This window comes from Pleomorphomonas sp. PLEO (assembly GCF_041320595.1).
Lineage (GTDB): Bacteria > Pseudomonadota > Alphaproteobacteria > Rhizobiales > Pleomorphomonadaceae > Pleomorphomonas.
Window position 1 is genome coordinate 1,347,112 of the sequence record NZ_CP166625.1, and the last position, 12,502, is coordinate 1,359,613.

The following is a 12,502-nucleotide window of genomic DNA, read 5'->3' on the forward strand; positions in this document are numbered from 1 at the left end:
AGTTTTGCAGCATGACGGCTCTGGCTTGGTGGACATAGTCGAAAGACACCGTTATGATATAACGTTTCGTGGGTCAACCGTCTCGCAGGCCTGTCCACTTTACAGTTTGGAATCTGTCGAGATTATAATCGGTAAAATCTTATTTACCGGGGCAGGGCATCACGACGAATTCATGTATGTAAATGTAATTATGTATCAGTCTAGGAAACAATTTTCATTTATGAAACGGTAGTTGGAGACTGTCTAAAAGACTTGGACTGGAGATTAAGCTATTCAAGATATGTGCGAGATGCATACTTGAAATCTCTGGATTTGTTGTTTAGTAGGATAAAACCCCAACATGATTCCTCAAGGTCGAGCAAGTGGTCACTAGCACCCTCCTTTCCTCCGTTCGCCAAAATGCAGGCGAGGCAGCCATGGCGGCCGAACCCGATCTTATGAAAACGTTCCTGTTGGCCTACGAGTCGGTGATCGAGACACTGCGGCCCAGCATGAAAGTTGCCGGTCTTACCGAACCGCAGTGGCGCGTGTTGCACGAGCTGCAAACGCGTTCGCCGATGATCGCCTCTGAACTCGCCGCCAACACTTTCGTCCGGGCATCCAGCCTGTCGCGCATCCTGCGCGATCTCGAGGCGCGCGATCTGATCAATCGCGCCCAGCAGTTCGAGGACCTCAGGAAGACGCTGGTGTCGCTGACCGACTACGGCCGCAAGACGATTGCGCCGATCGAGACCGACTATACCGATCTCGTCCAGCGCATCACTAATACCGTTGGGCGCGAGAGGGTCAGCGCCTGTGCCGACGCCTGCGCCGGTATCGTCGCCCAGATCGGCGCGCAGCCCGGCGACGACTGAGCGAGCGGATTTCGGGGCGGCGATGCCGTCCGTGGAGAGGCATTTTGCCCGAGGAGGACCGCTCGTACGGACCTTCTCGGGTTTTTCAATTGCTCCGGCCTCTGCCCTACGAAGGCGGTGATTTCGACCGCCGCGATGGTTCGGGAGCGATCAGGCCTGTGATGACCGTGGCGCCGTGACCAGCACCTTGTCGATGCGCCGGCTGTCCATGTCGACGATTTCGAACGTCCAGCCGCGCCAGTCGACGATGTCGCCAGTCGATGGAATGGCTTTGGTCACCGACAGCACGAAACCGGCCAGCGTCTCGTAATCGCGGTCGGGGTCGTCAAGGCCCTGGCAGTTGATCTTTTCGGCCACCAGATCGACGCCGAGATCGGCATCGATCAGCCAGCTGCCGTCGGCGCGCATGACGATCTCGCTGAGTTCTTCGTTGGTTTCACCGCCGAGGTTGCCGACGATGGCGGTGAGGATGTCGGCGGCGGTCACCATGCCTTCCACCGAACCGTATTCGTCGATCACCATGACCATTTGCAGCGGCGAGCGGCGCAGCGTGTCGAGCACGTCAAGGGCCGATGCCGTGTCGGGCACCATGTCGACCTGGCGTATGCGGCTTTTGATATCGAGCGGCTCGTCCTTGAGGTGCTGATCGAGAAGATCCTTGGCCTGAATGACGCCCTGCACCATGTCGATCGAGCCGGTGAACACCGGATAGCGCGAGTGCGAGGAATTGGCGATCGCCTCGATGATGCGCTGGTTGTCCCATTCGAGATCGATGCCGGTGATGTCGGGGCGCGGGATCATCACGGCGCGGATCGACCGGTCGCCGAAGCGCATGACGCCGGCCATCAATTCCTTTTCCTCGGGCTCGAGGATACCGGAGCTGGTGCCTTCGGCGATTACCGCCTTGATCTCTTCCTCGGTGACCGCGCTCTGACCCGTCGATTTGAGGCCAAGGGCGCTGATGATCAGGCGGCTCGACCGCTCGAGAATGAGCGCCACCGGCGCGGCAATGAAGGCGACGCCCAGCATCGGCCGGGCCATCAGCGAAGCCACCGCCTCCGGATTGGCCAGCGCGATCTGCTTGGGTACCAACTCGCCGATCACCAGAGAAAAATAGGTGATGAGGCCGACCACCAGCGCGATGGCTAGGCCTGAGGCGATCGATGCCGGAACGCCCTCGGCCAGCAGCAAACTGGCGAGCGGCTCCGATAGCGTCGCGCCTGAATAGGCACCGGCCAGGATGCCGACCAGCGTGATGCCGATCTGCACCGACGACATGAAACGCCCGGGATTGGCGGCGAGCTTCAGAACCGTCGCGGCGCCCTTCGACCCCCTGGCGGCCATGGCCTCAAGGCGTGGACGGCGCGAGGATACCACCGCCAGCTCGGACATGGCGAAAAGACCGTTCAGGATCAGGAGGATGAAGATAACGCCGATTTCAAAGAGGTAGCCCATGGGGTGCGGGGGTTGCCCGGCTGCTCCGTCGCGAGTTGCTCGTGGAGGAAAAATACAGGCTGTTCGGGTTTCTCGCTAGACCACACGTCCGAAAAGTTGCGGAAGCCGTCGGGAGCGGACTGTGGAAAAACAAAGAACTAGCGTGAAATGTCCGTTGGCGATCGCCAGGGGGGACTTGCGAGGGGCGAGCGCGCCACGCCGTCGGCATCGACGAGCAGATGAGTGAAGCCGCCGATGGCCGGTTTGCCTGATGGTGAAAGGCTTGCCGCGCCGGTAAGGTAGGCGGGCAGGTGGAGCGCCGCGCTGGCCAACGCCACGAGACCGGCGGCGACCGTGCGAGGCGCATCGACTGCCCCTGCCGCCCCTCGACCGAAGCCATCGAGATCGATGCCGATGGCGGCAAGTCGCCGCGATGCCGGAAGATGGCGTCCAAGGTGGAGGGCGGTAGCCGGGCCGGAGATTTCGAGGATCAGCGACAGGACACCGTCGGCCAGACCGAGCTCCGCTTCTGCGACCGACAAGGCCACTGCCATCCGATCCGCCAGTGCGAAATCGTCCTCCACAGGGACCAGAACGGCACGGGCACCGGCGGAGACGGCGGCGCGAGCAGTGTCGGGATCGGCCGTCGCGATGGAAAAGGTGACACCGGGCGGTTGGTCGCCGGCCGCGATGAGCGGCCACAGCAACGCTGGGCAGTTTATCAAGTCTTTCCCAATGTTTCTGCTGAGTAACTGGAAGACAAAAGACATTTACTAATCCTTAACCATTCCTGTCCAGAATGATTAACAAAGAACTAACCGAGGTTGGTTAGTCTTGCCCTTTCGGCCCGCCGGGACCTCCCGGAAAGGCCATCGCTGGTGAAACGTCGATGAATCCGGTTTTCCAATGGGTCTACGGGACGCCGGCGCAGAAGACGACGGCGCCGCCGACCACGTCAACAGGCATTTCAGGCGCGGGCATTTCCGACCGCATCGAGCAGGCTTTCGACGCGGCAAGCGATAGCACCGGCACGTCCTTTCAGTATCTCGTCGACACCGCTCAGCGGGAGTCGTCCTTGCGAACCGACGCCAAGGCTTCGACCTCGTCGGCGACCGGCCTATTCCAGTTCGTCGAAGGCACCTGGCTTCAGACGCTGAAGGAAGAGGGGCCATCGCTGGGCCTTGGGCAGTACAGCGCCGAAATATCCAAGACAGCAAGCGGTCGTTATCAAGTGGCCGACCCTACCGAGCGGCAGAAGATCCTGGCTTTGCGCGAGGATCCCAAAGTGTCTTCGCTGGTGGCCGGCGCCTTCACCCGCCGAAATGCGGATTCCTTGCGCGATGACATCGGCCGTGATGCGACAGCGGGCGAGCTCTACGCCGCCCATTTCCTTGGCGCCAAGGGTGCTTCGGCGTTGATCGGCGCCACTGGCAGCGATCCGACATCGAGCGCCGCCGATCTGCTGCCGCAGGCGGCGCGCGCCAACCCCGCCATCTTCTACGAAGGCGGACGCGAGCGCTCCGTTGCCGAGGTCTATGCCAACCTGACCGGCAAGCATGGCGATACGACGCCGGTTGCCGTCAATGCCGGTCATATCGTGGCCCGGCTGGACAGAGCGGATGAGCCCGCCGCTACCCGCTGGGATCCGGCGCTCGGTTATACCGATGCCGAGACGGGCGGCGGCGCATCGCAACGTGTGGCCGAGGCGGAATCAGCGCTCTCCGGAGTGACCTCGACGGAAGGAACGTCCAATTCGGGGTGGACGGCGGCTGCGCCGACAAATGCCTTCTCGTCGATCTACCGCGCCGACGCACCCGCGACCGCCAACGGCTCCTCATCCTTCTGGCAGAGGTTCAGCCTGTCATCGAACCTGTTCCACGCCGCGCTTGCCGATGACGGTTCTGGCCTCGGCAAAGTTGCCTCCGGCGCTGCCGATACCAGCGCGGCGCTTCGTGCCAGCCAGCCAGGTCAGATTCTCGACCGTGGCTTCAAGGCGAGCGGGCCGCTCAATCTCGCCAGCTTCCTCAACGACAACTGATACCAAGATGCATTGAAAATGCCTCTTGGTATTCTGCTTGTCGATTTCACATGCCACTGAACGGAAGCCGGCATGATCGATCTTGCCGTCTATGGTGGGCTGTTCCTGGCGGCCCTCGCCGCGGCGACCATCCTGCCGATGCAGTCGGAAACCGCCCTGGTCGCCCTTTTGCTGACCGGCGATTACCCGGTTTGGCTGCTTGTGACGATCGCCAGTCTGGGCAATGTACTTGGATCGGCCGCCAACTGGTTGCTGGGCCGGGGTATCGAACGTTTCCGGGAGCACCCTTGGTTTCCGGTCAAGCCGGCGGCCCTCCTTCGTGCGCAAGACCATTATCGGCGCTACGGAAAATGGTCGCTGCTGCTGAGCTGGGTTCCGGTCGTCGGCGATCCTCTGACCGTCGTCGCCGGTCTGGCGCGCGAACCGTTTCCCGTCTTCCTTGCTCTGGTCGCCGTTGCCAAAACCGGCCGTTATGTGGTGCTCGCGGCGGCAACCCTCAGCCTCATATGAACTGGCCCGGGCAGTTGTGCCGGCCTCTTCGTCTTCGGAATATCATGGTGAACCAATCCTTAAGGGTCGGTATGGGAACATTCCGTTCGTGACGACCGGCGCCTTGGCGCTGGCGTAATAGCGTAACGGGACTAGAGCATGGGGCGTTTTCGGCTCATCGACTGGATGGAGAATGCCCCGGCGCCGGCCCGTGCCTCGGCTGTGCCGGCGCTGGTCAGGAGCTATGTCCATAGCGACCTCACGCGCGAGGCGCGAGAGATGATCGAGGCGACGCTGACGTTGCTCGCCGACGATCCGTCGCCCGACGTCCGCCGCGCGCTCGCTGAGGCGCTGTCGATTCATGAGACGGCGCCGCGCCATCTCATCGTGACGTTGTCGCAGGATTTGCCGGCCATCGCCGAGCCGATCTTCCGTCGCTCGCCCTGCCTGATCGACAGCGAGCTGGCGGCGGCGGTGGCGCTTGGTACGCCATCGATCGCCAAGGCGATCGCCAGCCGTCCGTGGGTTTCCTTCGAAGTGGCTGATGCCATCGCCGCCGAGGGCAACCGCGATGCCGTACTCGTCCTGCTTGGCAATCCCGGGGCCGACCTCGACGGCGAGGCCTTCGCGGCGATCGCCGGCCGTCTTGGAACAGACGGCGACATCCGCGAGGCGCTGTTTGCCCGCCGCGACTTGCCGCTCGCCGTGCGGCAGTCGCTGATCTCGGCGCTCAGTGAAAAGCTCGGTCGCTTCCTGGTCGGCCGGGCTTGGATCGCGCCCAAGCGGGCTGGCGTTGTGTTGCGCGAGGCCTGCGACAAGGCGACGGTGTTCCTTGCCGGCTCGGCCGGCGAAGCGGAACTTGCCGCGCTGGTCGAGCATCTCAGGGCTTCCGGGCAGCTGACGACGGCACTGCTCATCCGCTCGATGTGCGAAGGCCACATCCGCTTCCTCGAGGCGGCGCTCGCTCGCCTGTCCGGCCTGCCGGCAACGCGTGTCTACGCGCTGTTGATCGATGGACGACCGGGCGCGCTGAGGGCGCTGTTCGCGCGTGCCGGATTGCCGGAGCGCAGCCACGCTGCTTTCCTGGCCGCGCTCGATGTTTGGCGCGACCTCGATTACGACGGCCGCGAGGGCGACGAGCCGCGCTATGGCCGCCGGATGGTTGAGCGCATTCTCACCCGCTATCAGGAATTCGCGCCGGGTGAAGTTGACGATCTCCTCGCCATGCTCAGGCGGCTCGCCGCCGAAAGCGCCCGCACGGCGGCACGGGACATGATGGCCGCCCGGCGAGAACGCCAGCGGACCGCGGCCTGAAGTAGCCAGTAGTAGTGGGCTTTATCGCTTCTGCCGGATCAATAAGCAAAGCCCATCGCCCGCAGAACGGGCGATCTCAACCCCTCAGAAGGACAAGCTCGTCAGAGATCGCGGACGATGACGCCGTCGTCCTCTTCGTCCACATGGCCGTGCCGGGCGATATAGACCTCCGTGACCTCGAGCAGCGTCTGCGACAGGGCCGCTCCGATCCGGTTCTGCTCGTCCTTTGCGCGTTCGCGGACGATGGCCCTGATGGCATCGACATGCTGATTGATGAGGTCGATCGGTACCAGCGGACGGTCGGTAATGCGTTCCAGCAGGGCGCAGAGGCTGCCGGCGACCCGGGTGGCCAGCGGGAAGCCAAGCGTCGTCGACTGGCCCTTGATGTCGTGGACGGCACGATGGAAGGCGCGCTTCTCTTCGCCCTCGCGATAGTCGACGGCGATCCATGCGTCGCGCGTCTCGAACATCGACTTGACCTCGTCGAGCATCCAGTCGTCGAAATGGGTCGACAGAATCTGTAGCGCCGCTTCGGCACGCTTTACCGGATCGTCGGCTGGCGAGCGACGGCGGATCTCCCGTACCTTCTTTCTAAGGTCGTTCTTGGCCTCGATATATTCGGTGCCATCGGAGGATTTTGACATCGGCGCTGTTTCCGTCGACTGCACGGCGAAGAGCCGCAAGAGGCGATTGTCGCCGCTGCCGCTTAAAGAAACGTTGCTCCCTCAGGTCCGGAATTGTTCCGTGAGGACACGTTCCTCCCAGCCATGGTTGCGATCGAATAAAATGAGGCTGCGCTGGCGCACGTCGGCCTTGATTTCGACGCGCAGCACATCGCGCACTTCCTGGTGGTCCGCGGCGACCGAGACCGGCCGCTTCTTGTGCTCGAGCACGTCGATGACGATCGTGCAACGGTCGGGAATGACCGCGCCGCGCCAACCGCGCGGCCGGAAGGCGCTGATCGGTGTGACGGCGAGCAACGGCACATGGATCGGCAGGATGGGGCCGTGGGCGGACAGATTGTAGGCGGTCGAGCCGGCCGGCGTCGCCACCAGCACGCCGTCGCAGCTCATCTCGTCGAGGCGCACCTTGTCGTCGATCGAAATTCTGAGCTTGGCCGCCTGGTAGGTCTGCCGCATCAGCGACACTTCGTTGAAAGCGTGGGCGAGGTGGGTGTCGCCGAGCACCGTCGTCGCCTCCATGGCGAGTGGATGTAGCGCGGTGACCACCGAATCAGCAAGCCGCTCCCGAAGGCCGTCGACGCGAAACTCGTTCATCAGGAAGCCGACCGAGCCGCAGTTGAGGCCATAGATCGGCTTGTCGGTGTTGATGAAGCGGTGGAGCGTCTGCAGCATCAACCCGTCGCCGCCCAGAGCGACGATGGCATCGGCGTCATCGGCGGCAACATTGCCATACTCGGCGGTCAGGCTTGCCTTGGCGTCCTGAGCCTCGGGCGTATCGCTGGCGACAAAAGAAAGGTGTTCGAAGGAAGGGCGTCCGTTGTGCGGCATCAGGTCCGTCGTGTCAGTCGTCTTGCTCCGGCCGGCCCTCGCCGCCCCCTGCCACTGCCGGCATCCGGACGATGCGGCCGCCGCAAATGGGGGTCCACTTTCGTAGGATATGATCTAGCATGGGCACGCCGAAAAGGAAACGTGCCGCGCCAACCGCGATTGTTGCAGGAACATCGGCTGGGTTGAACCTATCCAATTGAAAAGTGTTTGCTCTGGCGGAAGAATCTGGAACATTCACTTGGCGATCAGACGATTCCGTCTGGGGCTGGCGCGTGTTCTGGCCAGGGGAGCGAATTTGGCATTTGAGTTCCAAATGGCATAAGGCGGATGCCAATGCCGGAGCCGAACCATTGCCTGAAAGTTACGGGAGAACTCATGTCTAAAGCCGTCGACGACCTGCGTATCGTTAGTGTTACCTGCCCGAACGAGGAGGTAGCGCTCACCATCGCTCGCCTCGTCGTGGAAAGGCGCCTTGCCGCCTGCGCCAACATCGTGCCGGGCGTTCGCAGTGTCTATCGCTGGATGGGCGAAATCAGCGAGGACAGCGAGGTGCTCGTCACCATGAAGACGCGCGAGGATTTTGTGGAATCGCTTTATACGGCGATCGTCGCCAACCATCCCTACCAGCAGCCGGCCATCGAGGTGGTTGCGCTCGCCGGCGCCGGGCGCGGCGTTGCCGCCTGGATCCGGGCCGAGACCGGCGGTGAAGAAAGTACGGCGCTACCGAAGACCTTCCGATCTCAGGAGTGAGCGTATTCGCTACGGAATTCCTGAGTTTTCTTATCTATTTATGTTTAAATCATATGCGTAGGAATACGCTATATATCAAAAATATTTTCATTGATAAATGTTTGCGGTCTCCTCTTGAGGTTGTATATATCTCCATTGTTCGCGTTATTTTATGGCGACGGTTCTCAAGTTATTGGATAGCTTCGCCTCGTGCTTTCTGGTGCAGACGATCGCACGAATGCTGGGGCAGCGGGAAGATATCATGCTGATATATTTAGTAGGCGTGTCCTTTATCAGCGTTGCTCTTGGCGCCTGCTTTGCCTTTGTGGGTGGCCTTATAGTTTTAATGTTGTTGATTTTCTTTTCTTCAGGAGTTTTAATCTGCTTTTTGGTATCTGCTGACTTCTCCGCTCTATCTATTTTCGGGATTTGTTTCGTTTCTATTGTTTTTATGAATTTAGGTTGGTTTGGGGCGGTGATCGTTGGCAGTCTGCATGGCCTGTTTACGGTTTTGCGCGAGCAAATCTTCCTGAAGACAGGAAGGCTTTAGCGCGCTATTCGATCTGACTGAATCAGATCGGCTCTCTCAGTTGTTGTTTAGAAAGCATCATCTTTTCGACCCTCGTTTCACTCCGGTCGGATGATGCTGCTAAAACATGTCCGGCAAACTCCGGTTCGCCAACATGCCCCAGCCTTTTGTTTTCACGCAACTCCGGACGCAAAACCGGTTCCCACTTTTGCTGGAGTGGCTCTAAATTCAGTTTTGACGAAAAGATCCCCATAAAACAAAAAACCCCGGCCGAAGCCGGGGTGACGCCAAGCGCGGCGCGAAAGGGGAAAACGCGCCGCTGCTCGCTGGGTCGGATAAGATCAGACCGCTTCCTGGATCTCGTCCGGCTCGCGCAGCACGTAGCCGCGGCCCCAGACGGTCTCGATATAGTTGCGGCCATCGGTGGCATTAGCGAGCTTCTTGCGAAGCTTGCAGATGAACACGTCGATGATCTTGAGTTCCGGCTCGTCCATGCCGCCATAGAGATGGTTGAGGAACATCTCCTTGGTGAGCGTCGTTCCCTTGCGCAGGGAAAGCAGCTCAAGCATCTGATATTCTTTGCCAGTCAGATGCACGCGGTTGCCATTGACCTCGACGGTCTTGGTGTCGAGGTTGACCACCAGATCACCGGTGACGATGACCGACTGGGCATGCCCCTTGGAGCGACGAACGATGGCATGGATGCGGGCGATCAGCTCGTCCTTGTGGAACGGCTTGGTCATGTAGTCGTCGGCTCCGAAGCCGAGACCGCGCACCTTGTCCTCGATGTTGCCAAGACCCGACAGAATTAGGATCGGCGTCTTTACCTTCGACACGCGCAGCGTCCTGAGCACTTCATAACCCGACATGTCCGGCAGGTTGAGGTCCAGCAGGATGATGTCGTAGTCATATAGCTTGCCGAGGTCGATACCTTCCTCGCCAAGATCCGTCGTATAGACGTTAAAGCTCTCGGACTTCAGCATCAGCTCGATGCTCTGTGCGGTCGCGCTGTCGTCCTCGATCAGCAAAACTCGCATTCCGTTATCCCCTTTTTCTAGGGCCTCGGGCCCGACATTCTGTCGGAAGCCGTCCGGACTTCCGCCGGACATGGGCTATCGGGCTCAAGGCTAGTTCCGAATGGTTAACAAACAATGATTCTCGGCCGCAAGCACTTTGACGAAAAACCGACGAAAGTTCGGACAGGCCATTCAGAATCCACGATAAATTGGCTTCGGTTATCCTCATCCAGCAAATTAACATTTTTGCCTAAGCGATTCTGCCGACTCCACGAAGATTCCTTGTCCACACCCCATTTTGCCCCGGTCGATCACCGCCGTACTCTTAAGCAAAGTATTAACGCCCGACCTTAACGAAGCGTTACACTGGTCAGGAAATCCGAATCAATTCGGAAACCTTTTGCTCGGAAGCCCCGCCGATGACCCTCGACCGGCTCGCCGCTGAAATCGAAGCCCTCCGTCCGCTCGAAATTTACGGGCGGGTGTCCAGCGTGCAGGGCATGCTGGTGGAAGTGGCTGGCCCGGTGCAGGAGATGAGCGTTGGCGCGCGCCTGTCGGTCAGCGGCTTTGGTGGCGCCCAGGTCCCGGTGGAAGTGGTCGGATTCCGCGACGGCAAGGCGCTCTGCCTGCCGTTCGCTTCGATGGAAGGGGTTCGTCTCGGCGCCAAGGCGACGATCTCGGCGTCGTCGGGATCGGTCAGGCCGTCGGAGGGCTGGCTCGGCCGGGTGGTCAACGCCTTCGGCGAGCCGATCGACGGCAAGGGACCACTGCCGCTGGGGCCGCGCGAGATGCCGCTCAGGGCCTCGCCGCCGCAGGCCGCCGAGCGGGCGCGGGTGGGCGAGCCGATCGACCTTGGCGTGCGCGTTCTTAATACTTTTGCCACCTGCTGCCTTGGTCAGCGCATGGGTATCTTCGCCGGCTCCGGCGTCGGCAAGTCGGTGCTCCTCTCCATGCTGGCCCGATATACGGCCTGCGACGTGTCGGTGATCGGTCTGGTCGGCGAACGCGGCCGCGAGGTGCAGGAATTCATCGAGGACGACCTTGGGGAGGACGGCCTCGCCCGCTCGGTGGTGGTGGTCGCCACGTCCGACGAGACCGCGCTGATGCGGCGCCAGGCCGCCTATCTGACGCTAACCATCGCCGAGCATTTTCGCGACGATGGGCAGAATGTGCTCTGTCTGATGGATTCGGTGACGCGTTTTGCCATGGCCCAGCGCGAGATCGGCCTGTCGGCCGGCGAACCGCCGACGTCCAAAGGATATACGCCGACGGTGTTCTCCGAGCTGCCGCGCCTTCTCGAACGCGCCGGCCCTGGCCCGGTGGGCGGCGGCACCATTACCGGCCTGTTCACAGTGCTGGTCGATGGCGACAACCACAACGAACCGGTGGCCGACGCCGTACGCGGTATCCTCGACGGCCATATCGTCATGGAGCGCGCCATCGCCGAGCGCGGCCGCTATCCGGCGGTCAATGTTCTGAAGACGGTGTCGCGCACCATGCCCGGTTGCATCGAGGAGGAGATTCGGCCGATGATCCGCGATGCCAAACGGCTGATGGCCACCTTCGCCGACATGGAGGAACTGATCCGCCTCGGGGCCTACCGGCGCGGCAGCAACCCGGAAGTCGACCAGTCGATCGACGTTTCCGGCCCGCTCGAAGCCTTTTTGACGCAAGGAAAGGGTGAATGTACCCGTCGTCATGACGGATACCGAGATCTTGCTCACCTTTTGGAAAGCACTGTCGGTTTACGATACGCGCATTCCGGGGAGTAATTTGAAATGAAATCTCGCAACAGTCTTATCCGACTCAAGCGGTTTCAGGTCGACGAGAAGCGTCGGCAGGTGATGCAGATCGAAATGATGATTGCCGAGTTCGAGCGCATGGCCTCAGAACTCGACGAGCAGATTCTGTCTGAACAGAAGCGTAGTGGCATCACCGACATCGCGCACTTCGCCTATCCGACCTTTGCCAAAGCGGCGATGGGCCGGCGCGACAACCTCATGGGGTCGGCCAACGATCTCAGGGGGCAGCTCGACGCCGCGCAGGCCGCGCTCAGCGAGGCGGTCGAGGAAATGAAGAAGATCGAGCTTCTGGAGGAGCGCGATCAGATGCGCGAGAAGACCGTTCAGGACGCTGCCGAGCAGGACGCGCTCGACGAAGTGGCGGCGCGCCGCTCGTATCACGCGAGCTGACCGGTCGAAATCGACGCGTTATTCCCCATCGTCCAGGATTTTCCCGGCGGGTATGCTCAGCATGCCCGCCGTTGTCATTGGTGTCGGGCGCGCCGAATGTGTGTTCTTCGACCGCTTGTCCGCTCAGGGCGCCTGCCAGCTGGTCGACACGCCGGCACCGGCCGTCCCGGAAATTTCGACGCTGACGCTGAAGTCACTAGGCCACAGCCGGTTGGGCAGGGTACTGGCGGCGACCACGGTGGTCAGCGCCACCAGCGCGGCGGCGATCCAGCTCAGAAGTTTGGTCCTGCGGGCCATGGCGTGCTGCCGTTCTTGTTTGGCGCAGCCCTTTCCGCGCCATGATGTCACCATATTCCGGCCGGCTTGAACAGGCCCCGAACCTACCGTTCATCTCGC

General features: G+C 61.2%; 14 protein-coding genes. 8 read left to right on the plus strand and 6 right to left on the minus strand.

What is annotated here, in order from left to right; all coding sequences use genetic code 11:
• The first annotated feature begins 416 nt into the window (after nucleotides 1-416).
• The gene (locus AB6N07_RS05945; protein WP_370676887.1) at nucleotides 417-854 is read left to right on the plus strand and encodes a MarR family transcriptional regulator; all 438 of its coding nucleotides are present in this window, start codon (nucleotides 417-419) and stop codon (nucleotides 852-854) included.
• Nucleotides 855-1,004: 150 nt separating this feature from the next.
• Here the strand turns inward: AB6N07_RS05945 and AB6N07_RS05950 are convergent, their stop codons facing one another.
• Entirely contained in the window at nucleotides 1,005-2,309 is a 1,305-nt protein-coding gene (locus AB6N07_RS05950; protein ID WP_370676888.1) for a hemolysin family protein, read from the minus strand.
• A gap of 137 nt (nucleotides 2,310-2,446) precedes the next feature.
• Nucleotides 2,447-3,058 (minus strand): hypothetical protein, encoded by a 612-nt coding sequence (locus AB6N07_RS05955; protein WP_370676889.1) that lies wholly within the window; start codon nucleotides 3,056-3,058, stop codon nucleotides 2,447-2,449.
• 119 nt (nucleotides 3,059-3,177) lie between these two features.
• On the opposite strand from AB6N07_RS05955, the gene AB6N07_RS05960 reads away from it, so the two are divergent.
• From AB6N07_RS05960 to AB6N07_RS05970, 3 genes are all read left to right on the plus strand, one after another.
• On the plus strand, nucleotides 3,178-4,326 hold the full coding sequence (locus tag AB6N07_RS05960) for a lytic transglycosylase domain-containing protein (RefSeq protein WP_370676890.1): 1,149 nt from the start codon (nucleotides 3,178-3,180) through the stop codon (nucleotides 4,324-4,326).
• A gap of 72 nt (nucleotides 4,327-4,398) precedes the next feature.
• The gene (locus AB6N07_RS05965; RefSeq protein WP_370676891.1) at nucleotides 4,399-4,836 is read left to right on the plus strand and encodes a YqaA family protein; all 438 of its coding nucleotides are present in this window, start codon (nucleotides 4,399-4,401) and stop codon (nucleotides 4,834-4,836) included.
• A gap of 138 nt (nucleotides 4,837-4,974) precedes the next feature.
• On the plus strand, nucleotides 4,975-6,129 hold the full coding sequence (locus AB6N07_RS05970) for a DUF2336 domain-containing protein (protein ID WP_370676892.1): 1,155 nt from the start codon (nucleotides 4,975-4,977) through the stop codon (nucleotides 6,127-6,129).
• Nucleotides 6,130-6,230: 101 nt separating this feature from the next.
• Here the strand turns inward: AB6N07_RS05970 and AB6N07_RS05975 are convergent, their stop codons facing one another.
• The gene (locus AB6N07_RS05975) at nucleotides 6,231-6,773 is read right to left on the minus strand and encodes an Hpt domain-containing protein (RefSeq protein ID WP_370676893.1); all 543 of its coding nucleotides are present in this window, start codon (nucleotides 6,771-6,773) and stop codon (nucleotides 6,231-6,233) included.
• An 81-nt stretch (nucleotides 6,774-6,854) separates the two neighbouring features.
• Entirely contained in the window at nucleotides 6,855-7,640 is a 786-nt protein-coding gene (locus tag AB6N07_RS05980) for an NAD kinase (protein WP_370676894.1), read from the minus strand.
• Between the two features lie 375 nt (nucleotides 7,641-8,015).
• Between AB6N07_RS05980 and cutA the strand changes: the two genes are divergently transcribed.
• Entirely contained in the window at nucleotides 8,016-8,390 is a 375-nt protein-coding gene (gene cutA, locus AB6N07_RS05985; RefSeq protein WP_370676895.1) for a divalent-cation tolerance protein CutA, read from the plus strand.
• 151 nt (nucleotides 8,391-8,541) lie between these two features.
• Nucleotides 8,542-8,919, plus strand: coding sequence for a hypothetical protein (locus tag AB6N07_RS05990; RefSeq protein WP_370676896.1), 378 nt, complete (start codon nucleotides 8,542-8,544; stop codon nucleotides 8,917-8,919).
• Nucleotides 8,920-9,239: 320 nt separating this feature from the next.
• Here AB6N07_RS05990 and ctrA read toward each other — a convergent pair whose 3' ends face one another.
• Nucleotides 9,240-9,935: a response regulator transcription factor CtrA gene (gene ctrA, locus AB6N07_RS05995; RefSeq protein WP_026792093.1), complete on the minus strand. Its 696-nt coding sequence runs from the start codon at nucleotides 9,933-9,935 to the stop codon at nucleotides 9,240-9,242.
• A gap of 398 nt (nucleotides 9,936-10,333) precedes the next feature.
• On the opposite strand from ctrA, the gene fliI reads away from it, so the two are divergent.
• Together fliI and fliJ are read left to right on the plus strand one after the other, a co-directional pair.
• Nucleotides 10,334-11,686, plus strand: coding sequence for a flagellar protein export ATPase FliI (fliI, locus tag AB6N07_RS06000; RefSeq protein WP_370676897.1), 1,353 nt, complete (start codon nucleotides 10,334-10,336; stop codon nucleotides 11,684-11,686).
• Nucleotides 11,687-11,692: 6 nt separating this feature from the next.
• On the plus strand, nucleotides 11,693-12,106 hold the full coding sequence (fliJ, locus tag AB6N07_RS06005) for a flagellar export protein FliJ (protein WP_370676898.1): 414 nt from the start codon (nucleotides 11,693-11,695) through the stop codon (nucleotides 12,104-12,106).
• 123 nt (nucleotides 12,107-12,229) lie between these two features.
• Here the strand turns inward: fliJ and AB6N07_RS06010 are convergent, their stop codons facing one another.
• A complete protein-coding gene (locus tag AB6N07_RS06010) occupies nucleotides 12,230-12,403 on the minus strand; it encodes a hypothetical protein (protein ID WP_370676899.1) in 174 nt (57 codons plus the stop codon).
• Nucleotides 12,404-12,502 lie beyond the last annotated feature (99 nt).

Coding starts and splice junctions, on each gene's coding strand:
- AB6N07_RS06010 (WP_370676899.1), bottom strand. CDS start 12,403: ATGGCCCGCAGGACCAAACTTCTGAGCTGGATCGCCGCCGCGCTGGTG.
- ctrA (WP_026792093.1), bottom strand. CDS start 9,935: ATGCGAGTTTTGCTGATCGAGGACGACAGCGCGACCGCACAGAGCATC.
- AB6N07_RS05975 (WP_370676893.1), bottom strand. CDS start 6,773: ATGTCAAAATCCTCCGATGGCACCGAATATATCGAGGCCAAGAACGAC.
- AB6N07_RS05970 (WP_370676892.1), top strand. CDS start 4,975: ATGGGGCGTTTTCGGCTCATCGACTGGATGGAGAATGCCCCGGCGCCG.
- fliI (WP_370676897.1), top strand. CDS start 10,334: ATGACCCTCGACCGGCTCGCCGCTGAAATCGAAGCCCTCCGTCCGCTC.
- AB6N07_RS05950 (WP_370676888.1), bottom strand. CDS start 2,309: ATGGGCTACCTCTTTGAAATCGGCGTTATCTTCATCCTCCTGATCCTG.
- AB6N07_RS05955 (WP_370676889.1), bottom strand. CDS start 3,058: ATGTCTTTTGTCTTCCAGTTACTCAGCAGAAACATTGGGAAAGACTTG.
- fliJ (WP_370676898.1), top strand. CDS start 11,693: ATGAAATCTCGCAACAGTCTTATCCGACTCAAGCGGTTTCAGGTCGAC.
- AB6N07_RS05960 (WP_370676890.1), top strand. CDS start 3,178: ATGAATCCGGTTTTCCAATGGGTCTACGGGACGCCGGCGCAGAAGACG.
- AB6N07_RS05990 (WP_370676896.1), top strand. CDS start 8,542: ATGGCGACGGTTCTCAAGTTATTGGATAGCTTCGCCTCGTGCTTTCTG.
- AB6N07_RS05945 (WP_370676887.1), top strand. CDS start 417: ATGGCGGCCGAACCCGATCTTATGAAAACGTTCCTGTTGGCCTACGAG.
- AB6N07_RS05965 (WP_370676891.1), top strand. CDS start 4,399: ATGATCGATCTTGCCGTCTATGGTGGGCTGTTCCTGGCGGCCCTCGCC.
- cutA (WP_370676895.1), top strand. CDS start 8,016: ATGTCTAAAGCCGTCGACGACCTGCGTATCGTTAGTGTTACCTGCCCG.
- AB6N07_RS05980 (WP_370676894.1), bottom strand. CDS start 7,640: ATGCCGCACAACGGACGCCCTTCCTTCGAACACCTTTCTTTTGTCGCC.